19 protein-coding genes are annotated in these 21,016 nt (G+C 56.8%); 7 read left to right on the forward strand and 12 right to left on the reverse strand.

Annotated features, from left to right (window positions below; all coding sequences use genetic code 11):
• The first annotated feature begins 86 nt into the window (after positions 1–86).
• On the forward strand, positions 87–1,310 hold the full coding sequence (locus ACL2XQ_RS17125) for an MFS transporter (protein ID WP_413739491.1): 1,224 nt from the start codon (positions 87–89) through the stop codon (positions 1,308–1,310).
• Positions 1,311–2,975: 1,665 nt separating this feature from the next.
• On the opposite strand, the gene ACL2XQ_RS17130 is transcribed toward ACL2XQ_RS17125, so the two are convergent.
• Entirely contained in the window at positions 2,976–3,881 is a 906-nt protein-coding gene (locus tag ACL2XQ_RS17130; RefSeq protein ID WP_410014336.1) for a dihydrodipicolinate synthase family protein, read from the reverse strand.
• Between the two features lie 253 nt (positions 3,882–4,134).
• On the opposite strand from ACL2XQ_RS17130, the gene ACL2XQ_RS17135 reads away from it, so the two are divergent.
• From ACL2XQ_RS17135 to ACL2XQ_RS17160, 6 genes are all read left to right on the forward strand, one after another.
• Complete coding sequence (locus tag ACL2XQ_RS17135) at positions 4,135–4,539, forward strand: CidA/LrgA family protein (RefSeq protein WP_410014335.1); 405 nt, start codon at positions 4,135–4,137, stop codon at positions 4,537–4,539.
• On the forward strand, positions 4,539–5,234 hold the full coding sequence (locus ACL2XQ_RS17140) for a CidB/LrgB family autolysis modulator (RefSeq protein ID WP_410014334.1): 696 nt from the start codon (positions 4,539–4,541) through the stop codon (positions 5,232–5,234). The genes ACL2XQ_RS17135 and ACL2XQ_RS17140 overlap by 1 nt, the downstream gene beginning before the upstream one ends.
• 196 nt (positions 5,235–5,430) lie before the next feature.
• Positions 5,431–6,462, forward strand: coding sequence for a cytidine deaminase (gene cdd, locus ACL2XQ_RS17145; RefSeq protein ID WP_413739492.1), 1,032 nt, complete (start codon positions 5,431–5,433; stop codon positions 6,460–6,462).
• 190 nt (positions 6,463–6,652) lie between these two features.
• Positions 6,653–8,350 carry an NAD-dependent malic enzyme gene (locus ACL2XQ_RS17150; protein ID WP_410014332.1) on the forward strand — a complete coding sequence of 566 codons (1,698 nt, stop codon included), beginning with the start codon at positions 6,653–6,655 and terminating at the stop codon, positions 8,348–8,350.
• A gap of 118 nt (positions 8,351–8,468) precedes the next feature.
• The gene (gene sanA / locus ACL2XQ_RS17155) at positions 8,469–9,224 is read left to right on the forward strand and encodes an outer membrane permeability protein SanA (protein WP_410014331.1); all 756 of its coding nucleotides are present in this window, start codon (positions 8,469–8,471) and stop codon (positions 9,222–9,224) included.
• A gap of 273 nt (positions 9,225–9,497) precedes the next feature.
• Positions 9,498–9,731 (forward strand): YgdI/YgdR family lipoprotein, encoded by a 234-nt coding sequence (locus ACL2XQ_RS17160; protein WP_410014330.1) that lies wholly within the window; start codon positions 9,498–9,500, stop codon positions 9,729–9,731.
• Between the two features lie 147 nt (positions 9,732–9,878).
• Here ACL2XQ_RS17160 and ACL2XQ_RS17165 read toward each other — a convergent pair whose 3' ends face one another.
• The 11 genes from ACL2XQ_RS17165 to yeiB all read right to left on the reverse strand — a co-directional run bounded on the left by ACL2XQ_RS17165 (position 9,879) and on the right by yeiB (position 20,975).
• Positions 9,879–10,337, reverse strand: coding sequence for a helix-turn-helix domain-containing protein (locus ACL2XQ_RS17165; RefSeq protein WP_413739493.1), 459 nt, complete (start codon positions 10,335–10,337; stop codon positions 9,879–9,881).
• Positions 10,334–10,645, reverse strand: a complete 312-nt coding sequence (locus ACL2XQ_RS17170; protein WP_410014328.1) for a type II toxin-antitoxin system HigB family toxin — start codon at positions 10,643–10,645, stop codon at positions 10,334–10,336. The genes ACL2XQ_RS17165 and ACL2XQ_RS17170 overlap by 4 nt, the downstream gene beginning before the upstream one ends.
• Positions 10,646–10,769: 124 nt before the next feature.
• Positions 10,770–11,780, reverse strand: a complete 1,011-nt coding sequence (gene mglC / locus ACL2XQ_RS17175) for a galactose/methyl galactoside ABC transporter permease MglC (protein ID WP_410014327.1) — start codon at positions 11,778–11,780, stop codon at positions 10,770–10,772.
• Positions 11,781–11,798: 18 nt separating this feature from the next.
• Positions 11,799–13,319 carry a galactose/methyl galactoside ABC transporter ATP-binding protein MglA gene (gene mglA / locus ACL2XQ_RS17180; protein ID WP_410014326.1) on the reverse strand — a complete coding sequence of 507 codons (1,521 nt, stop codon included), beginning with the start codon at positions 13,317–13,319 and terminating at the stop codon, positions 11,799–11,801.
• Positions 13,320–13,389: 70 nt separating this feature from the next.
• Entirely contained in the window at positions 13,390–14,391 is a 1,002-nt protein-coding gene (gene mglB, locus ACL2XQ_RS17185; RefSeq protein ID WP_410014325.1) for a galactose/glucose ABC transporter substrate-binding protein MglB, read from the reverse strand.
• 182 nt (positions 14,392–14,573) lie between these two features.
• On the reverse strand, positions 14,574–15,614 hold the full coding sequence (gene galS / locus ACL2XQ_RS17190) for an HTH-type transcriptional regulator GalS (protein WP_410014324.1): 1,041 nt from the start codon (positions 15,612–15,614) through the stop codon (positions 14,574–14,576).
• 320 nt (positions 15,615–15,934) lie between these two features.
• A complete protein-coding gene (locus ACL2XQ_RS17195; RefSeq protein ID WP_410014323.1) occupies positions 15,935–16,231 on the reverse strand; it encodes a hypothetical protein in 297 nt (98 codons plus the stop codon).
• 9 nt (positions 16,232–16,240) lie between these two features.
• Positions 16,241–17,323: a two-component system sensor histidine kinase PmrB gene (gene pmrB, locus ACL2XQ_RS17200; protein ID WP_410014322.1), complete on the reverse strand. Its 1,083-nt coding sequence runs from the start codon at positions 17,321–17,323 to the stop codon at positions 16,241–16,243.
• Positions 17,320–17,997: a two-component system response regulator PmrA gene (gene pmrA / locus ACL2XQ_RS17205; protein WP_410014321.1), complete on the reverse strand. Its 678-nt coding sequence runs from the start codon at positions 17,995–17,997 to the stop codon at positions 17,320–17,322. The genes pmrB and pmrA overlap by 4 nt, the downstream gene beginning before the upstream one ends.
• Positions 17,994–19,646, reverse strand: a complete 1,653-nt coding sequence (gene eptA, locus ACL2XQ_RS17210) for a phosphoethanolamine transferase EptA (RefSeq protein WP_413739494.1) — start codon at positions 19,644–19,646, stop codon at positions 17,994–17,996. The genes pmrA and eptA overlap by 4 nt, the downstream gene beginning before the upstream one ends.
• Positions 19,647–19,814: 168 nt before the next feature.
• The gene (yeiB, locus tag ACL2XQ_RS17215) at positions 19,815–20,975 is read right to left on the reverse strand and encodes a DUF418 domain-containing protein YeiB (RefSeq protein ID WP_413739495.1); all 1,161 of its coding nucleotides are present in this window, start codon (positions 20,973–20,975) and stop codon (positions 19,815–19,817) included.
• Between the last annotated feature and the right edge of the window lie 41 nt (positions 20,976–21,016).

Genomic DNA, 21,016 nt, shown 5'->3' on the forward strand with positions numbered 1-21,016 from the left:
TTTCGTTATCAATTTAACTCCACATGGTGCGCAATTTAGATTAAGGTTGGGTGTACGCCTTATTATTTATCATGAGAAAATTGGTCATGAAAGGATTCCCGCCCATTATCCGGCTGTTGTTAATCACATCGTTAATATTAACCATCGGCCGCGGGCTGACGCTGCCGTTTATCGCCATCTACCTGTCCAGGCAGGGCGGCATGCCGCCGGGAAAAATCGGCCTGGTGCTGGGTATGGGGCTGACGCTGGGCATTATCTTTAGCCTGTATGGCGGCTATCTGGTGGACCGGTTTAATAAAAATCGCCTGATTATTTGCGCCATCATGGTATTTGCCCTGGCGTTTTTTCTGCTGCCGCTCGGCGGGGGCGCTTTGTTGCCGATGATTATACTGGTGGCGCTGATTAATTCGGCGTACAGCCTGTACTCCATTACCCTGAAGGCCAGTATTGCCGAATGGCTGACCGTTGAGCGGCGCATCAAGGCGTTTTCCGCTAATTACACCCTGATCAACGTCGGCTGGGCCATCGGCCCGCCGCTGAGCGTGTTATTGGCGAAAAGCAGCGCCGTGCTGCCGTTTTATTTATCCGGCGTTCTGGCCGCCGCGGCCACGCTGACCCTGGCGCTGCTGCTGCCGCGCTATGGCCGCCCGCCGGCCCAGGCGGATGATAACGTGGCGGCGGTAACGGAAAAAATCAACTTCCGCACAACCCTGGACGTGCTGCGCCACGATAAGCGGCTGATCTTTTTTACCCTGGGAGGCGCACTCGGCAGCCTGGTATGCAGTCAGTTCGCCAGCTGTATTTCGCAATACCTGATGGTGGAGTTCGACGCTGTGTTTGCTTATCGGGTGGTGGGGATTATTCTGCCGGTCAACGCCGCTATCGTCATCACCCTGCAATATGCCGTCAGCCGTAATATCCGCCGCGAGACCCTGATGCCGTGGCTATTACTGGGCAGCCTGTTTTTTATTATTGGCCTACTGGGCTTTATGCTGGCGGGCAATGCCCTGCCGCTATGGATGATCGCGGTTGCCCTGTTTTCGCTGGGGGAGATTATTATTATCCCGGTGGAATATATGTTTATCGACTTTATCGCGCCGGCGCATTTAAAAGGCAGTTATTACGGCATGCAAAACCTGGGTAATCTCGGGGGCGCCGCCAATCCGCTTCTCACCGGCGCCATCTTGACCTATGCACCGCCGGTCTCGCTGTTTATGGTCTTGATACTTGCCACGCTGCTTAGCCTGTGGTTATTCCACCGCGGGTTTCACCACACCCGCCGCGCCGCCGTAACAACACATTCTTTGTGATTGAGTCCCGGTTTTGGCCGGGAAAGTGAAGAAAGCATGTGATTATCCGTCCGCCAGACCGCGCAGGCAGGCCGCAATTGAATGGTCCAGAGCTATAGCGCGGTTTTAAAGCCGGCATACAGCACGGCGACGACGGGGTTTTGTTTGCGGCATGGTTTATATTGCCCTGGGGAGGGCGTTTGCGCCATGGCCTATGTCGCCCTGAGGGGCGTTTGCGCCATGGCCTATGTCGCCCCGAGGGGCGTTTGCGCCATGGCCTATGTCGCCCCGAGGGGCGTTTGCGCCATGGCCTATGTCGCCCCGAGGGGCGTTTGCAGCATGGCCTATGTCGCCCCGAGGGGCGTTTGCAGCATGGCCTATGTCGCCCCGAGGGGCGTTTGCGCCATGGCCTATGTCGCCCCGAGGGGCGTTTGCGCCATGGCCTATGTTGCCCCGAGGGGCGTTTGCAGCATGGCCTATGTCGCCCCGAGGGGCGTTTGCAGCATGGCCTATGTCGCCCCGAGGGGCGTTTGCAGCATGGCCTATGTCGCCCCGAGGGGGTTTCGCTTGCCATGCGTGAGGTGTTCATAGGTAGTGCCGGGCGCCGGCAAGCGACAAAGAGGCCGTACCGCGACGGCCTCCTTGACCTCCGCGCGCCCGGCAGATCGCGCGTCGCTGCGCGATACCTTCCGACGCCAGTTCCCCCGTTATGCACCGGCCCGGTTAGCGCTCCCGGCGCCACCGGGCCTTTCGCCGCTCCCGGCGGCTCATGCCGGGGGCACAGGCGCCGTCAGCGCGCTTTATGCCGGTCCACATGTCGCTGTTGGCCATGCGTTTTATGAAGTGGCTGCGGCGCTGTTGCTTAGGATAGAGACTTGCGCCGGGATGGGATTGACCATTATGGGAGGCAATGGCTATGGAATGCAGCTGACACAGAGAAAAGTTGGACATGCAGTCATGCAGTCATGCAGTAAGGCGTTCATCATTCAACTTTATGCTTAAGTTTTAACAGTAAGCATTAAGCCATTAAGCCATTAAGCCATTAAGCCATTAGCCATCAAACTGTAAGCTTTAGCGCAAAATGAATACTGATACCTTTCCCGGTAAGTGCATGCCGCAAGAAACCCAAAAATGCTATTTTACTCACAGGCGATGGTGTTGACCTGGTGCCGGCATAGAGTGCGCCGGCGGCGCACATCGCGGCTGGATGAGCCGCCGGGAGCGGCGAAAGCTAAGGGCCGCGCCGGGAGCGCGTCCCGTGCGGTCCAAAAGCCGGGATGGGTGATGCCGGGAACCGCGCAGCGGCGCACGATCTGCCGGAAGCCCGGGGTCCCGGGGCGGGGGCGACTGCCCGCCCCGGGTCGATTGCCCGCACGGTGCGGCATAAAATCCGCCTCGCATGGCAAGCGAAACCTTCTCCCATGCCAATAAACACGCCCCGCCCAAGCAAAACTCTCCCTCATGCCAACAAACGCGCCCGCCCAGGCAAAACCTACCCCCATGCCAACAAACTCGCCCGCCCAGGCAAAACCTACCCCCATGCCAATAAACGCGCCCGCCCAGGCAAAACTTACCCCCATGCCAACAAACGCGCCCGCCCAGGCAAAACCTTCCCCCATGCCAGTAAACACCCCTAGGCAAGCTCAACCCCCTGCCCAGCCGTAGTCCCACCAACCGCAATGCCCCTTAAATTACCCCGCTCCTGACCAGCGCGCTCCTTACCTTCTCCTTCAGCTCTTCCGTAAGCGGCGACGCCGGCCAAAGCGAATTCACCGAAATATCCACCCCGGTCAGCTTAATGGCGTATTTCACCACGTTATAGAACGGCAAATCATAATTGTACAATTCCGGAATATACGACAGGCGCTGCTGCAGCTTGACCGCCTGGGCATAATCCTGTTCCTGCCAGGCCCGGTAGATGCCGCAGGTCAACTGCGGGGCAAAATTCGCGCTGGCCGGAATACAGCCGTCGCCGCCGAGTATCAGGGTGCCGAACAGATATTCGTCATAGCCGGAAAATACGGCAAAATCCGGACGCACGGGTTTAACCGCGTGGATGGTTTCCCGAATATGGTTAAGGGTATCCACCGTATCCTTAAGGCCGACGATATTCGCGCAGGTCTCCGCCAGCCGACGGATCACCGCCACCGGAATCGATTGGCCGGTCAGCCCCGGGAAGTTATAGATGATAATCGGCAGGCTTAGCGCGTCGGACAAATGCTTATAATGCAGATAAAGATTTTCCTCGCTCAGCGGATTGTAAAACGGATTTACCGCCACCACCCCATCGGCGCCAATCTTCTGTGCGTGCAGGCCGTAACGGATGGCCTCGCGGGTACCGGAATGGGCAATGCCGATTAAAACCGGTTTACGCTTGTTGACGTAATTAACGCAGAACTCCGCCGTCTGCAGGCGCAACGCTTCCGACATATGGGCAAACTCACCGGCGCTTCCCAGGAAAAACAGGCCGTTGACGTCAGAGGCAATCAGACTGTCCAGCAGTTTCGCCATGCTGTCTTCATCGAGTTGCTCATCGGCGGTAAAAAGGGTGGGAACGGGCGGAATAACACCATAAAAACGTGGAATAGCCATAGTAAAAACCTCTTCTGATCGCGAACACGCCTGACGAGGATCCTTCGTCGGCAAATGAATCTACTTTGTTAACAGTTTGGCCGGGAGATTGCCGTGCGATAAGTCATACATTTAAATCCGCCTTGGTCACGGCACGATTTTTACCGGCATAGCTGATAAGCTGGCCCGGTCATTTCATCGGACGAACCGTGAGCGGTGGCACGGTGTCAGAATTAATTGTATGATAAACGCGATTAGAAATAAGGTTGAGATAATGCGCAATATCATCGTAAACGGCTGGGCCTTTATTCGCGCCTTTGCCTTGATTTACCTGTGCCTGTTCGTCGGTGATTTCCTTTCCACGCTGTTGCCGATTACCATTCCGGGCAGTATCCTGGGCATGCTGATCCTGTTTATCCTGCTCTGTCTGCAACTGCTGCCGCCGTTATGGCTCAAGCCCGGCTGTCATCTGCTGATCCGCTATATGGCGTTGTTGTTCGTGCCGATAGGCGTGGGCGTGATGAACTATTACCACGAGCTGTCGTCGCAGTTCGGCCCGCTGGTGGTGTCTTGCGTTATCAGTACTCTGATTGTAATGGTGGTGGTGGGCTATAGCTCGCATTACATCCACCGTGAACGTCCGGTGGCCGGCCAGCCGCGCCCCCCTGAGGATCAATAATGTTAGCCAATTTCTGGTGGTCGCTGCCGCTTACGCTTGCGGTATTTTTTGGCGCCAGGCGGCTGGCGGCGAAATTTCGCATGGCGCTGCTCAATCCGCTGCTGATTTCCATGGTGGTGATTATCCCGCTGCTGTTGCTCACCGGCATTCCCTACGCGCGTTATTTTGCCGGCAGTAAAATTCTCAACGACCTGCTGCAACCGGCGGTGGTGGCGTTGGCCTTCCCGCTGTATGAACAACTGCACCAGATCCGCGCGCGCTGGAAATCCATTATCAGCATCTGTTTTGTCGGCAGCGTTACCGCCATGGTCAGCGGCACCGCCATCGCGTTGTGGATGGGCGCCACGCCGGAGATTGCCGCCTCGATCCTGCCTAAATCGGTGACCACGCCGATTGCCATGGCGGTGGCGCAGTCCATTAACGGTATTCCGGCCATCAGCGCGGTATGCGTGATTTTTGTCGGTATCCTGGGCGCGGTATTCGGCCATACGCTGTTCAGGCTGCTGGGTATCACCACCAAAGCCTCCCGGGGCCTGGCCATGGGCACCGCGTCCCATGCGCTCGGCACCGCCCGCTGCGCCGAGATGGATTTTCAGGAAGGCGCGTTCAGTTCCCTGGCATTGGTGATCTGCGGCATTATCACCTCGCTTATCGCGCCGTTCCTGTTCCCGCTGCTGCTACGGGCGTTCGGCTGATCTCGCCGCGCCGGCATCCGTCCGGGCTGATGCGATAATTTGCTTGACCCGCCGGCGACCCGTCCAGGCTGATGCGATAATGTGCTTGACCCGGTCGTCGCCGGCAACCGCCAGGCCGCACGATAAGATATTGATCATATTTATTTAAGCCTACAACGTCTAAAATGATCCCATAATAAATGCTCAGGGAATCATTATGCACGCACGGTTTACCCCCTCACTGGACGCCCTGGCACCGGCCCTGCGGTCCGCGCTGGCGCATGAACTGGACCAGGCCGATTTCAGCGGCTGGCTAAGCGCCGCCCAGGCCGCCAGCCTGATGCGGGCCGGCGGGATGGACGAAGACGCCTTATGCTTCGCGCTGCTGCCCCTGGCCGCCGCCTGCGCCCTGGCGCCGGTCTCGCGGTTTAATGTCGGGGCGGTGGCGCGCGGCGTTAGCGGCAACCTCTATTTCGGCGCCAATATGGAATTTATCGGCGCGCCGCTGCAGCAAACGGTGCATGCCGAGCAAAGCGCCATCAATCATGCCTGGCTGCGCGGTGAAAAACGCCTGCGCGGCATCAGCGTCAACTACACGCCATGCGGCCATTGCCGGCAGTTTATGAACGAGCTGAACAGCGGCACCGACCTGATGATTTACCTGCCCGACCGTTCGCCCGCCACGCTGGGCAATTATCTGCCCGACGCGTTCGGCCCGCGCGATCTGGCCATTCATACCCTGCTGATGGACGGCGTGGATCATCAGTACGGCATGATGGCGCCCAATGGGCGCGGCGCCAGGGCGGTGAAATCGCCAGGGGCGCGCGCGGATAGGCTTTACGCCGCGGCGCAAGGCGCGGACCCGGCCCAGGCGGCGTCCGGACGGCCCGCAGCCGGCAGCCCGGGGAAAGGCGCCGAGAGCGTCAACGATCCCCTGGCGCAGCAGGCGTTGCAGGCCGCAAACCAGAGCCACGCGCCTTATAGTCAGGCGCATAGCGCGGTGGCGCTGCAAACGGCGGATGGGCGCATTTTTGCCGGCCGCTATGCGGAAAACGCAGCGTTTAATCCCAGCCTGCCGCCGCTGCAGTCGGCGCTGATATTACTGAATATGGCCGGCGCCGACTGCGCGACCCTGCAGCGCGCGGTACTGCTGGAACGTGAAGGCGCGCCTTTTTCGCAGTGGGACGCGACGCGATCGACGCTGACGGCGCTGGGCTGCGGCGAGATCTCCAGGTATTGGCTGACATAAGCCCCTTTCCCGCCGATAACGTCTTCGACGGCGGCGCTGCGTTGCCGCCGGGCGGCGCCGATCGGGGCCGGCTGGAGTATCCAATTATTTATAAGTTAATCATTAAATAACAAATTACCAATGAAAACATGCATCCTTCGCCACAATCTTTTATCCTTTTGGAATCTTTTGCGAAGCGATGGGAAAAGTCATGGAATTGGAACACGAAAGCAAGCGTCCCCTCTATATCCCCCATGCGGGTCCGGTACTGCTGGAATTTCCGCTACTGAATAAAGGCAGCGCGTTTACCATTGAGGAGCGCGATAACTTTAACCTGCATGGCCTGCTGCCGGAAGCGGTGGAGAGCATTGAGGAGCAAACCGAACGCGCCTGGCGGCAGTATCAGGACTTTACCAGCGATATCGATAAGCATATCTACCTGCGCAATATTCAGGATACCAATGAAACGCTGTTCTACCGTCTGCTGGACGGTCATCTGAGCGAGATGCTGCCGATTATCTACACGCCGACCGTGGGCGAGGCCTGCGAGCATTTTTCCGATATCTACCGTCGCGCCCGGGGGTTGTTCATCTCCTACGGTAACCGCGACAAAATCGATGATATGCTGCAAAACGCCACCAAACAGAATGTAAAAGTGATTGTGGTCACCGACGGCGAACGCATCCTGGGCCTGGGCGATCAGGGTATCGGCGGCATGGGCATTCCCATCGGCAAGCTGTCGCTGTACACCGCCTGCGGCGGCATCAGCCCGGCCTATACCCTGCCGGTGGTGCTGGATGCCGGCACCAACAATCCCCAGCGTCTTAACGATCCCCTATATATGGGCTGGCGCCATCCGCGCATTACCGGCGAGGAGTATGATCAGTTCGTCGACGCCTTTATCCAGGCGGTGAAGCGCCGCTGGCCCGATGTGCTGTTGCAGTTCGAGGATTTTGCCCAGAAAAACGCCACCCCCCTGCTTAACCGCTATCGCGACGAACTGTGCTGCTTTAACGATGATATCCAGGGCACCGCTGCGGTAACCCTGGGCTGCCTGCTGGCCGCCAGCCACGCCGCCGGCAGCCGTCTGCGCGATCAGACCGTGGTGTTCCTGGGCGCCGGCTCCGCCGGCTGCGGTATCGCCGAACAGATCGTCGCGGAGATGCGCACCGAGGGCCTGAGCGAGGACCAGGCGCGCGCGCGGGTGCTAATGGTCGACCGTTTCGGCTTGTTAACCGATAAGCTGGCCAACCTGCTGGATTTCCAGAGCCGCCTGGTGCAGCACAGCGACCAGATTGCCGATTGGCGACTGGACAGCGACACGATTTCGCTGATGGATGTGGTGCGCAACGCCAGGCCGACGGTGCTGATCGGTGTTTCCGGCCAGCCTGGCCTGTTCAGCGAGGAGATTATCCGCGAGATGCACGCTCACTGCCCGCGTCCCATCGTCATGCCGTTGTCCAATCCCACCTCCCGGGTAGAGGCCACGCCGGAAGACGTGATTCGCTGGACCGACGGCGCGGCGCTGGTGGCCACCGGCAGTCCGTTTGCGCCGGTGCGCTATAAAGACCGGGTTTATCCTATCGCCCAGTGCAACAACGCCTATATTTTTCCGGGCATCGGCCTGGGCGTCCTGGCCTCGGGCGCGACGCGGGTGACGGAAGCCATGCTTATCGCCGCCAGCCGCGCCCTGGCCGACTGTTCGCCGCTGGTTAACGGCGCCGATGGGGCGCTGTTGCCGGATATCAACGATATCCAGGGCGTGTCGAGAGTGATCGCCATGGAAGTCGGCAAGGCGGCGCAGGTGCACGGCGTGGCGATGGTCACGCCGGAGGAGGTGCTGTCCATCGCCATCGAGCACAATTTCTGGCATCCGCAGTATCGCCACTACCGGCGCACGCCGTTCTGACGCGCCTCAACAAATTGTCACATTGGGCGTATTCAGCCGCCACGCTCCTTGCTTCGGCCGGGCAGGTAAAGTAGCCTTGGGCAATGACTTTGCGGCAGGATAGGTTAAGGCTTACGGCATGTGGAAGCGCCTGATATATTCCCTGATTATTATCGCGGGCGTTTTGCTGTTAACGGCATTCGGACTGGATCGCTGGATCAGTTGGAAAACCGCGCCTTATATCTATGAAGATCTGCAACTGCTGCCCCACCGCCAGGTGGGCGTGGTGCTGGGTACCGCCAAATACTACCGCGCCGGCGTCATTAACCAGTATTATCTCTATCGCATCCAGGGCGCGCTTAACGTCTACAATAGCGGCAAGGCCAACTATCTGCTGCTAAGCGGCGACAACGCGCTGCAAAGCTATAACGAGCCGGTCACCATGCGCCGCGACCTGATTGCCCACGGCATGCCCGCCGGCGACATCGTGCTCGACTACGCCGGCTTTCGTACCCTTGATTCGATCATCCGCACGCGCAAGGTCTTCGACACCAACGATTTCACCATTATCACCCAGCGCTTTCATTGCGAAAGGGCGCTGTTTATCGCCATGCGCATGGGTATCCAGGCCCAGTGTTTCGCCGTGCCCTCGCCCAAGAATATGTTCTCGGTCCGGCTGCGGGAAATCGGCGCCCGCCTTGGCGCCCTGTCGGACTTGTACCTTATGAAACGCGAACCCCGCTTCCTGGGGCCGCAAATCCCCATTCCCGCGCCGCACGAAATTCCCGAGGGCACCCAAGGCTACCCGGCGGTATCACCGGAGCAACTGCTTGAAACCCAGCCCAAACCCGAACCGAACAACGATATCAGCGATCGTCTGCCGGATATGCGCTAACCGCACCAGACCCTACCTATTAGTGCGAAACGCACCTGACTGAGGGGTTGCCGCCCCGATAACGACCCGGTCCCTTGTCCTACCGCCGTAGGTTCCCGCCGGTAGGCCGATGGGTGGTTTAGCATTGAAAATGAACAAATAATCGCCAATATTCCTAAAATAAAGACCAATGGCACGGATACCTCATCAACCGGCTCGTAAACAGTCAACTCTCTGCTAGATTTTAAGATGAAAAATTCACAATCTAATTAACGTTCATCAGAGGAGATTATAATGATTAAAAATATAGTGGTTTCAGTGGTTTTCAGCTGCGCTTCGCTGTTTTTACTGACCGCCTGCTCATCCAATCAGGCGATAAAAACCACCGACGGCAGGACCATCGTCACCGATGGTAAACCACAGATTGATGATGATACCGGCCTCGTTTCTTACAAAAACGCCGAGACCGGCAAAACCGAGCAGATTAATCGCGATCAGGTTAAATCCATGGGCGAATTGGATAACTAATAGCGGAGGCGGGGTTTATATCGCCTGGGGAGGGTTTCGCGCTCGCCAGCGAAACTCTCACCGAGGGCCACAACAGCCCTTTTTGACAGCAAGCCTGGGCCGCATTTGCCTTTTTATCATAAAATTCTGGTATTTCAGAACGACAATTCAACCGTAAATGAACATTTCGGCAGGAATGTGAAAGCGCTCGGAGAGTGCTTTTATATGATGTACAGTCAATGCACGCCGTCCGTTCAGTATGTTGCTTACGTTGGATTTAGAACCTAATTCACTCTCAAGATCCGCCGCTTTGAGTCCAAGCTGATCCATAATCGTGCGCAAAACTGCAATTCCACCTGGTATCCCGTCAAGCGCTTTGTTTAATTCAGCGAACTCCGGCGCACTGCTCTCATATTCGGCGATTTTTGCCGCTAGCGGTTCAAACAACGGATTATCAAGCTCGTCGTGGTCGATCAGGTACTCAATCAACTCCAGCGCCTGGTGGTATTCCGTTTCACTTTTGTTGCCCGTCATCAGGGGGATAATTTTCACGACGTTCCCAAATGCGGAAATTATGCCTTCGGCACTGGCGGCATTGAGTTGATTTTTACCATAGAGCGTAGTCATTCTTTATGCTCCCGATAATATTTTGTCAATTTGTCATAGTCGGCATGACTGGCGATATGCTTGATGAAAACCTTTTGCAATTGAAAATCGATAAACGCGATGATCCGTAGCGTATTTCCTGATACATCAATCACCCACCACTTCTCCCGATACTTAAAATTGTCTAGAGAAGATATCGCCTTTTTCATCGACTCCGGGCTGCTGAAACTGCCTTTTTCCAATGTCATTAGCAGATCAACAAGTGCAGTAGCGCTATTGGGGAATTCCGCCCGCGCCTCGTTGAACGGCAGCCTGCTGATAACGTGCAATCGTTTTGCCTCCCAGCATGACGTTTTCAACTTGAAAACATTCTAGTCTCTTCTCTGTACGTTTTCAAGATGAAAATACGTAAGCGCGGGGCCATTGACAACCCCGCACCTACGCCTGAGGCTGCTATTTCTTCTTCGCGTATTTCAGTGAATCCAGCGCCACCGCAAAGATAATAATCGCCCCTTTAATAATGTACTGCCAATAAGGATTTACGCCGATATAGGTCAGCCCATAGTTGATAACCGTAAAGATAATTACCCCCGTCACCACCCCCGCCACCGTGCCGACCCCGCCGGCGAACGATACCCCGCCCACCACGCAGGCCGCAATGGCGTCCAGCTCGTACATAAAGCCCAGGTTATTGGTGGCGCTGCCGATACGCCCGGCTTCCAGCATACCGCCGAAGGCATAGAACACCCCGGACAGGGCATAAATCATAATCAGGTTCAGCGGCACATTGACGCCGGAAACCTTGGCCGCTTCCGGATTGCCGCCGATGGCGAAGATATTTTTACCGAAGCGGGTCTTGGTCCAGATCACCCAGACAAACAGAATGGCAAACACCGCGTAAAACGTAATATAGGAAAGCTTAAAATCGCCGAAGCGCAGGAACCCTTGGGTAAAGGTGGAAAAATGGGAATCAAAGCCGGCGATGGGCGAGGCGCCGACAATATCGTAATACAGCGAGTTGACGCCATACACGATGATCATAGTACCCAGAGTGGTAATAAAAGGCGTCACATTAAGATAAGCAATCACCACGCCGTTAATCAGGCCGATAAAAGCGCCGATCACGCATACCGTCAGGATAACCACCGGGATCGGCAGGGTTTGCATATCCGGAAAGACTTTATTGACGTTTTCCATTGATTGCAGCAGGGTCGCCGAGACCACCGCCGCCAGCCCCACCTGGCGCCCGGCCGACAGGTCGGTGCCCTGGGTGACAATCAGCCCCGCCACGCCGAGCGCGATAATAATACGCACCGATGACTGGGTCAGGATATTACTTAAGTTTATCAGGCTTAAAAAAGTCGGATCCTGAAAAATGATAATAGCCAGCAGTACCAATAACACCACATAAATGCCGCCCTCTTTTAAATAAGTGAGCATGCTTTTCTTATTCAACACATTCATAATAAGAACCCTATAAAATTAAAGATGCACGGAAGCAAGACGTAAAATTTCGTTTTGCGAAGTTTGTTTCGTTTCCACAATCCCCGCCATCAGACCGTTACTCATTACCAGTATCCGGTCGGTAATCCCCAGGAGTTCCGGCATCTCGGACGAAATAATAATAATGCCCTTACCGCGTTTCGCCAGCTCGGTAATTAATTGATAAATTTCAAATTTAGCCCCGACATCAATCCCGCGCGTCGGTTCGTCCAGCAGCAGGATTTCCGGTTGGGTCAATAACCAGCGGCCGATAATCACTTTTTGCTGGTTGCCGCCCGACAACGAACCGATATTGGTCTGATGGCCCGGCGTTTTTACCCGCATGGAATCGATAACCCATTGGATATCGCTTTTCATGCGCGAATTATCCAGCAGCCCGATTTTGTTTTTATAATTGCGGATATTGGAAATCAGCGAATTAAAGCCGACATCCAGATAGGCGTAGATACCGGTGGCCCGCCGCTCCTCGGTCACCAGGGCAAAACCGTTGTTGATCGCCTCGTTGGCGCTGTTGTTTTTGATGGTCTTGCCATGCAGGATGATGGTGCCGGTCACTTTTTCGCGAATGCCGAACAGGGTTTCGACAATATCGGTGCGCCGGGCGCCCACCAGGCCCGCGATGCCGAGAATCTCCCCTTTGCGCAAGTCGAAGGAGATATTGCGGATCGACGGCTGGCGCAGCGAGGTCAGGTTTTTCACCTCCAGGATCACCTCGCCCGGTTCGCCTTCGCGCGTGGGGAAGCGCTGGCTGAGCGAACGCCCCACCATCATGGAGATAATCTTGTCCATGGTCAGGCCTTCCACCTGTTGGGTGGCAATCCACTGGCCGTCGCGCAGGATGGTGATTTCATCGCACAGCTGGAAAATTTCCTCCAGCTTATGGGAAATATAAACAATGCCGCACCCGCGCGCCTTGAGCTTGCGGATAATACTGAACAGATGATTGACCTCGCGTTCGGTCAACGACGAGGTCGGTTCATCCATGATGACGATTTTGGCATTATAGGAAAACGCCTTGGCAATCTCGATCATCTGCATTTGCGACACTGACAGGGTGGCCACTTTATCATAGGGATCGATATTAATGTCCAACTCGTCAAATATGGCCTTGGTGTCGGCGTACATCTTTTTGTGATCGACAAACAGGCCTTTGCGCGGATAACGCCCAAGCCACATATTGTCCATGACGGTACGCTGTAATACCAGGTTCAGTTCCTGATGCACCATGGAAACGCCATGTTCCAGCGCCTCTTTGGAACTTTTGAAATCGATTTCCTTTCCCTGGAAAATAATACTACCGGAATCTTTTTTATAAATGCCGAACAGGCACTTCAATAACGTGGATTTACCCGCGCCGTTTTCGCCCATCAAGGCATGGACGGAGTGGGAGTGCACCTTGAGGTTCACATTATCCAATGCTTTGACGCCAGGAAATGATTTACTGATGTTGTTCATTTCCAGCAGCCATTCGCCTGGCTGTTCGGTCGTAATATCGGCCATAGTTATACCCGGCTAGGATAAGACAGAAAAATCCCCCCTCGGGCGTCAGGCCCAATGGGGGGAGTGGGGATTATTTCTTAATAAACTGCGTTAAATTATCTTTATCGACGCCGACATAGGGGATGCGGACGACTTTATTATCCAGTTTCCAGTTGGTGCCTTCCGCCGCCGGTTTGCCGTCGGCCAGGTTTTTCGCCAGGTCGAAGGTGGCCTTGGCCTGGTTGTCGGCATCGTTCAGCACGGTGCCGGCCATAGCGCCGGATTTAACCATCGCCAGCGCTTCAGGCAGGGCATCGACGCCGAATACCGGAATGGCCGATTTATTGTGGGCTTTCAGCGCTTCCACCGCGCCCATGGCCATGGCGTCGTTATTGGCGATCACCACTTCAATCTTGTTGGCGTTCGGACCCGACATCCAGGCATCGGTTTTATCCTTGGCCTGGGCGGTATCCCACATGGCGGTATCCAGCTGCAGCTGCTGTACCTTGATCTTTTCCTGGTCGGTCAGGGTCTTGACCACATAGGCGGTGCGCGCTTCGGCATCGGGATGTCCCGGCTCGCCTTTAAGCAGCACATATTGAATCACGCCGTCTTTATTCAAATCCCATTCCGGATGCGCCTTCCAGTGCTTGGCGATAAGCTCGCCCTGGATAATGCCCGACTGCTTGGATTCGGTACCGACGTAATAGGCCTTGTCATAGCTGTCCAGGTCTTTACGGCTGGGTTCTTTGTTGTAAAACACCACGGGAATATTGGCGCCGCGCGCTTTTTCGATAATCACCGGCGCGGCGGCGGGGTCGACCAGGTTAATCGCCAGGGCCTTGACGCCCTTGGCAATCAATACGTCCACCTGGTCGTTTTGTTTTGACTGGTCATTTTGCGAGTCATTCATCAGCAGTTGCACGCCTTTGGCTTCTTTGGCGTCTTTTTCTATTGCCTTGCGCACCACCGACATGAAGTTATCGTCATATTTATAAATAGTTACCCCAATGCGGGTATCGGCGGCATGAGCGGCGACGGACAGCAACAGGCCGGTTGCCAGAGCGGTAAGGGTTAATGCCTTCTTATTCATTAGTTTCTCCGGAAATAGGTAGGTTTACTCAAAGGCAGACAAATTCCTTCCGTGGTTTTACCGACATCCCTGTACGAAAAGCCCTCGCGATGTTGACCTGATAGCATCGTGAGGGAATAACACCATTAGCATAGAGGGATCAATGTTAAGAAACTGTGAATATTCTCACAGTTTGGAAGCGGTTACATCTCATCTTCTGATGACGACGCGATCGCCGCCACGTTTTTCCAGGGCGCCACGGAATGGCGGCGCACCAGCGTCGGCATAAACAGGTGCGTTTGCTTCTCGTCGATGCGCCCCGCCGTGCCCAGCAGCGCCAGCTCGGTGGCGGCGACCGCCATGGCGAAGATGGGGTAGCGCACCGTGGTAAGATTGGGGCTGGTATAGCGGGAGATGGGAATATCGTCGAACCCCACCACCGAAAATTGCGTCGGCACCGCGATACCGTTTTCTTTCAGCGTCGCCAGGGCCCCCACCGCCATGCCGTCGTTATAGACAAACACCGCCGTCAGCTGCTGGTTGCGCCCCAGCAGCTCCACCATCGCCTCCTCGCCGCCCTGCAGGTCCGGCGAGCTGAACGCCTGCCAGCTTTGCGGCGGCGCGATCCCCTCCTCCGCCATGGCCTGCAGGTAGCCCTGGCGCCGCTGCCGCTCATCCTCGATGGGATGGTTGGAACCGATATAGCCAATCTGCCGGTGCCCCTGCTTGAGCAGGGTACGGGTGGCCATCAGGGCGCCGCTGACGTTGTCCAGCCCCACGCAGCGGTGCTCAAAGCCCGGCAGGATGCGGTTAATCAACACCATGCCCGGCTCGCGCACCATAAAGGGGATCATCTCTTCGTCGGACAGGATCTTGGCGTGGACCACCAGCGCGCTGCAGCGCTGGCGGATCAGCACTTCAATGGCATGGCGCTCTTTATCCGCCTGGTGGTAGCTGTTGTTGATCAGGACGTTTTTTTTATGCCGCTGCGCCACGGTGTCCACCGCTTTCACCAGCGCGCCGAAAAACGGATCGGATACGTCCATAACCACCACGCCGATGGTGTCGCTGATTTGCGTGGCCAGCGCCTGCGCATTGGCGTTAGGCCGGTAACCCAGTTCCTTGACCGCTTTCATCACCTTGTCGCGCGCTTCCTTGCTGGCGATAGCGCTATCGTTTAATACCCGTGACACCGTTGCCACCGATACCCCGGCCAACCGCGCCACATCACGAATAGTGATCATCTCATCCCCTGTTAATGGTGCTTTTCGCCCAGGTATTCTCGACCAAACCGGCGGACATTGATGGTTTATGCCCTCCTGACGCTCCTGATTGTCATAACACTTATGAAACATAAAGCGCTATCCTAACCGGTTTAATCGCAACACAGCGTGAATCAGGTCACAGGACCGGAACCGTTTACATACATTATTGGCATTTTATCTGCCAGGCGCTTTCGCACGCATTGGCCGGAGGGGAAGGATCGGTGGGGGGATACTTGATGGATGTTGTAACTATTTAGGGGCTTTTTTTTGTTATTTCACCCTATCCTATCACGAAATACTTAATCATCGCGGCGGCGGCGGTGTTTTTTCGCCCGGGAGTAAAATGACAGCGACCAGGCGCTGACCACCGAAACCAGCACAAAGGAGGCATTGATAAGCAGCACTATGTAGCAGGCGGCGGCCGGGCTGGATGCGTCGATGCGGCTGAAAACCGTCGCCGCGGCGGCAAGCGTGCCCGCCAGGCTGAGGATGATATACAAAAACGCCTTATTCCACGCCAGGTGCGCGTAACCACTGGCCAGCAACGCCAGGATAAACAGGTTATACAGCCAGGGGGCGGACGCGTCGGATAGCATGGCGGTCTCCTAGGCCGGTTCGGTTAGGAACAGGCGGGCGATGGTGCCGGAGTGGTCGTCGCGGTTGACCAGCTCGAAGCGGCCGTTGTGCAGCTGCGCAATGCGGGTGACAATACTTAATCCCAGGCCGATGCCGTTATAGCGCTGATCCATGCGCACGAATTCCTTCGTCAGTTCCACCGCTTTCGCCGGGTCGACGCCCGGCCCTTCGTCAATCACCTGAAGCTGGATGCCGTCAGCGCCGTCATGCGTGAGCCGCACGACGATAATACTGTCCGCCGGGCTGTAGCGGTGGGCGTTTTCCACCAGGTTGCGCAGCAGCAGCCGCATCAGGATGGCATTGCCCTGGAAAATGATTTCCGTTTCCGGCAGCAGCCAGCGTATCCGCTGTCCGCGCTGTTCCACCATCTCGTCCAGTTCGCTTTGCTGCGGGATGATAACGTCGTCCCTGAACCTGACCGTTTGGTAATGGCCGGAGGAAAAATCGTGGCGAATGCGCGCCAGCAGCAGCAGCTGTTCCACGGTATAGGACATATTGTCCACCCGCTCGATAAGCGGCTGGCAGTCGATACCGTACTGCTTTTCCTGTACCTCCAGGTGCAGCCGGATGCCGGAAAGCGGCGTGCGTAATTCATGGGCCACGTCGGAGGTAAACTGCCGGTCCTGCTGCAAGGTGGTATTCAGCCGGAACAACAGCTGGTTAAGGCTGCGGGTGACGGCGATCACCTCGCGGATATTGCCGAGCTCCGGCAGCGGCTCAAAGTTTTCCGCGCCGCGCGATCCCAGCGCGTCCTGCAGGCGCGAGAGCGGCTGGGTTATCCAGTTCACCGCCTGGAAGCAGAAGAACAGCGTGAACATAATCATCATCAGCGACGGCACGCTGAGCGCGGCGATGGCCTCGCGTATTTCCTGGTTAACGTGCTCGTTACGCACGCTCTCCGCCAGGGTACGGTTGACCAGCAGGTCGATTTGTTCTTTGCTTTCGTGCCATAACCAGATAACGGTAATCAGCTGGCAACACAGCAGGATAATGCCCAGCACCACGATAAGCCGCCAGCGCATGCTGGTCATCGGACCGTCGGCGGCTTTCATGACGGCTCCCCTGCCGCGGTTTTGGTCAGCAGGTAACCGAATCCGCGCAGGGTGCGGATACGATCCTTGCCGATTTTCGCCCGCAGATTATGAATATGGACCTCGAGCGAGTTGGACGAGGGGTCGTCATCCCAGTTATACAGATCCTGATGGAGGATTTCGCGGTGGATGCGATGCCCCGCCCGCAGCATCAGCCGGGAAAGAATGGCGAATTCCTTCGGCGTCAGTTCGATAATCTTGCCGTCCAGGGTCACTTCGTGGCTGTTCAGGTCGAGTGAAATATTATCCACCCACAGCTGATTGTTACTTTTGCCCTGATGGCGGCGGATAATGGCGCGCACCCGGGCCAGCAGCTCGCTGAGGGCAAAAGGCTTGACCAGGTAATCGTCCGCCCCCAGGTTTAGACCGTGCACCCGTTCATCGATGCCATCGCGCGCGGTCAGGATCAGCACCGGCACGTCGTTTCCCGCCTTGCGCCACAGATTCAGCAGCGACATGCCGTCACCGTCCGGCAGGCCCAGGTCGAGTATTGCCAGGCTGTAGGCGGTGCTGTCCATCAGATGTTCCGCGTCGCGCAGATTACCCGCGCAGTCGCTGGCGTAGCCTTCCTGCTGCAGGGCCATTCGCAGGCCGTCCTGCAATAACTTATCGTCTTCGATGATCAGAATTTTCATTGCTGCGCATCCCGGCAAGGTTGTAAAACATCAAGATCCGGCTGATAGAGTTGCGTTTTGACATCGGTCAGTCCAAGCAACGTAGAGAAGAGATTATCGTGTGAGTAGGCCTGTCGTTTTGCCCGGTCTCGCAGGCAGTCTTCCCGGACGGCATGCGCCTGGATATAGTCGGGCGACAGCCAAATCAGCATCGGGATATGGGTTTGCTGGGCCGGTGCCACGGCGTAGGGCATGCCGTGCAGATAGATACCGTTCTCGCCCAGGGATTCGCCGTGATCTGACAGATAGACCAGGGCGGTATTGAACCTATCGCCATGAGCTTGCAGCAATTTTATGGTCTTATCAAGCATGTCGTCTATATAGACAATAGTATTGTCATAAGTGTTAACCAGCGCCTGGTTCGAACAGGTTTGAATCTCGTTGGTGTCGCAGGTGGGGGCAAAGGCGGCGGCGGTTTTCGGGTAGCGCTGGTAATAAGTCGGGCCGTGGCTGCCCATGGTATGCAGCACGATAACCGTATCCTTGGTGCGCGCGTTGATGTAGCCGTCCAGGTTGCGCAGCAGGGCTTCGTCCAGGCAGACGCCTTCGGCGCAGAGTTCGGGTAGATGCCAGGTGCTGAGCTGTTCGGTGGGCACCCGCAGGCAGACATCCTTGCAGCCGCCGTCGTTTTCCCGCCACAGCACATCCACCTGCGCCCGCTGGATGATATCCAGCGCGTTGCTTTGGCTGTCGGCTTTTTCGCCGTCATACTGCCTGCGCGTCATGCCGGAAAACATGCAGGGTACCGATACCGCCGTGGCGGTGCCGCAGGACGAGGTGTCCGGAAAATAGATGACGTTGTCCGCCGCCAGCTTGGGGTTGGTCAGTTGGCCGTAGCCGCCCAGCGAAAAATCCTGCGCGCGGGAGGTCTCGCCCACCACCACGATGATCAGGTTCTTTTTATGATTGTCATGAATCGCGGGGACAATATGCGCGTCCTGGCCGCGCTCGGTGAAGGGCATTTTCTTGACGTAATCATGCTTGTAATAGGAATAGCCGCCGAGCGCCATATCGCTGGGGACCAGGTTTTTCACCAGCTGCTGGTTATTGCGCATCAGCGAAGCGTAGTCTTTATAAAAGAAAGAGGCCACCAGCGCGATAACACAGAGCGATACCAGGACATTCAGGAAATGCAGCCCGATATTCGACCAGGAAAACGCCACCGGCCTGACCTTGATCCACAACACCAGCAGCGAGGGCAAAATACCGAAGACGATCAGATACAGCGCCAGGCGCGGCGTCAGCAGGGCGACGCTTTCCACAAGCGTGGTGTCAAGGGTGTTCTGGACCATGCCCCGATCGATAATAATGCCGTACGCCTGCATAAAATACTGCGCCAGGGCGTCGCTGAAAAACAATAGGATGACGATGGGCTTGCGGATATAAGGCAGCAGGATCACGCTGAATAATACATTGAGCGCGAACAACAGGGTAACGGGCATGCTGATAAAAAACAGTAAGTTGTAACCTACTGATATATCGACGAGCTGCAGGACTTTTCTAAAATAAACGATATTCTGGAAAAAAGTAATGACCAGCGCCACGATAATATTAAAAAACCACGGGCTGACCGTGGGGCGCGGCGCCTCTTTCACAATATTAAACCACATATTCAGGCTAGCTCAGGGAAATATTAGCGCCAGTTAACCATGAAAAAATTAACCTAACCTTAAGCGGGCACATGCTTTGATGAATGATTAAAGTAATGGCGCACTCTCCCGGCAATCCCGCCTCCGCCAGGGTTAATGGATAACGATGCCCCGCCGCGGGGAAGGACCTTAGTCCGCCGCGCGCGCCGGGGCGCCGGCGGTCAGCCGGGTGAGGCGGCGCCATGTCCATTCCATCGGCCCCTGGGGGAAAAACCGCAGCCACAGGGTGGAAAACAGGATATTGGCCAGCCAGACGGGGGGCACCAGCAGCAGCAGGCCGGCGCGGCCGAGGGACATAAACAGGCCGAACTGGTTAAACACCAGGGTGCACAGCAGTGTTTGCAGCAGGTAGTTGCTCAGCGCCATGCGTCCGACGTTACTCACCCAGCGCACGACGCGCAGGCCGCCGATGGCCGGCCAGAAGCCGTAGCACAGCGCCACGTAGCCGAGCGCCTGGAACGGGGCGCCCAGCTCGCGGGGAATTTGCAGCAGGAACGCGCACCAGTGATAAGCCCAGCCCGATTGCCACTGCGCCACCACCGACGGCAGGTTTATCGCCAGCCCCAGGGGAATAAGCCAGGACGCCATGGCGCGGTAGTGGGCGGGACTTCTGTTGCCCGCCAGCCAGCCGCTGCGCATCAGCCCGGCGCCAATCAGCATGGCGCCGGCCAGCAGCCAGCCGTACTGGGCCGCCAGCGACATCAGGCTCGATTGCAATAACGCCAGGCGCACGCTCCAGGCTTCGGGACCGCCGGTGGTTTGCCAGTAGTATTCGTAAATGCGATCGGCCACGCCGGGCAGCCAGAACCGCCCCGGCGCGGCGCCGGCCAGCATCGCCTGCATCAGAACCAGGATGCCGAGGCCGATGGCGTACAGGGCGATGCCGGCGCCGATCAGGCGTCCGGACGATATATCGTGGCGAATGGCGCCCAGGCACAGCAGCCCCACCAGGCCGTAATCCAGCAGGATATCGCCGTCCCAGAAAAAGATGGCGTGGATCAGGCCAAAGGCCATTAGCCAAAACAGCCGCGAGCGTATCCAGCGGCCGCCGCGCGGCAGCAGCATTTGCAGGCCGGCGCCGAACAGCAGGGCGAACAGGGTCATGAACTTGACCTGCGCCACCATGTCCATCACGGCCCAGGTCCAGGCATCGGCCAGGGAAGGCGCGCCCATAAACGCCGGATTGAGATAGGCCGCCTTCGGCAGGCCGAAGGCGGTAATATTCATCAGCAGGATGCCGAGAATCGCCATCCCCCGCGCGCAGTCCAGCATGGCGATGCGCTCGCGCATGGGCAACCTCTTTTATCAGGCGGCGCGCACCGCGCCGTAAC

Source organism: Sodalis sp. RH14 (assembly GCF_047324285.1).
GTDB lineage: Bacteria > Pseudomonadota > Gammaproteobacteria > Enterobacterales > Enterobacteriaceae > Acerihabitans.

Bases quoted from the DNA above. Each gene is read 5' to 3' on its own strand.
- ACL2XQ_RS17125 (WP_413739491.1), top strand. From the start codon at position 87: ATGAAAGGATTCCCGCCCATTATCCGGCTGTTGTTAATCACATCGTTA.
- ACL2XQ_RS17130 (WP_410014336.1), bottom strand. From the start codon at position 3,881: ATGGCTATTCCACGTTTTTATGGTGTTATTCCGCCCGTTCCCACCCTT.
- ACL2XQ_RS17135 (WP_410014335.1), top strand. From the start codon at position 4,135: ATGCGCAATATCATCGTAAACGGCTGGGCCTTTATTCGCGCCTTTGCC.
- ACL2XQ_RS17140 (WP_410014334.1), top strand. From the start codon at position 4,539: ATGTTAGCCAATTTCTGGTGGTCGCTGCCGCTTACGCTTGCGGTATTT.
- cdd (WP_413739492.1), top strand. From the start codon at position 5,431: ATGCACGCACGGTTTACCCCCTCACTGGACGCCCTGGCACCGGCCCTG.
- ACL2XQ_RS17150 (WP_410014332.1), top strand. From the start codon at position 6,653: ATGGAATTGGAACACGAAAGCAAGCGTCCCCTCTATATCCCCCATGCG.
- sanA (WP_410014331.1), top strand. From the start codon at position 8,469: ATGTGGAAGCGCCTGATATATTCCCTGATTATTATCGCGGGCGTTTTG.
- ACL2XQ_RS17160 (WP_410014330.1), top strand. From the start codon at position 9,498: ATGATTAAAAATATAGTGGTTTCAGTGGTTTTCAGCTGCGCTTCGCTG.
- ACL2XQ_RS17165 (WP_413739493.1), bottom strand. From the start codon at position 10,337: ATGACTACGCTCTATGGTAAAAATCAACTCAATGCCGCCAGTGCCGAA.
- mglC (WP_410014327.1), bottom strand. From the start codon at position 11,780: ATGAATGTGTTGAATAAGAAAAGCATGCTCACTTATTTAAAAGAGGGC.
- mglA (WP_410014326.1), bottom strand. From the start codon at position 13,319: ATGGCCGATATTACGACCGAACAGCCAGGCGAATGGCTGCTGGAAATG.
- mglB (WP_410014325.1), bottom strand. From the start codon at position 14,391: ATGAATAAGAAGGCATTAACCCTTACCGCTCTGGCAACCGGCCTGTTG.
- galS (WP_410014324.1), bottom strand. From the start codon at position 15,614: ATGATCACTATTCGTGATGTGGCGCGGTTGGCCGGGGTATCGGTGGCA.
- ACL2XQ_RS17195 (WP_410014323.1), bottom strand. From the start codon at position 16,231: ATGCTATCCGACGCGTCCGCCCCCTGGCTGTATAACCTGTTTATCCTG.
- pmrB (WP_410014322.1), bottom strand. From the start codon at position 17,323: ATGAAAGCCGCCGACGGTCCGATGACCAGCATGCGCTGGCGGCTTATC.
- pmrA (WP_410014321.1), bottom strand. From the start codon at position 17,997: ATGAAAATTCTGATCATCGAAGACGATAAGTTATTGCAGGACGGCCTG.
- eptA (WP_413739494.1), bottom strand. From the start codon at position 19,646: ATGTGGTTTAATATTGTGAAAGAGGCGCCGCGCCCCACGGTCAGCCCG.
- yeiB (WP_413739495.1), bottom strand. From the start codon at position 20,975: ATGCGCGAGCGCATCGCCATGCTGGACTGCGCGCGGGGGATGGCGATT.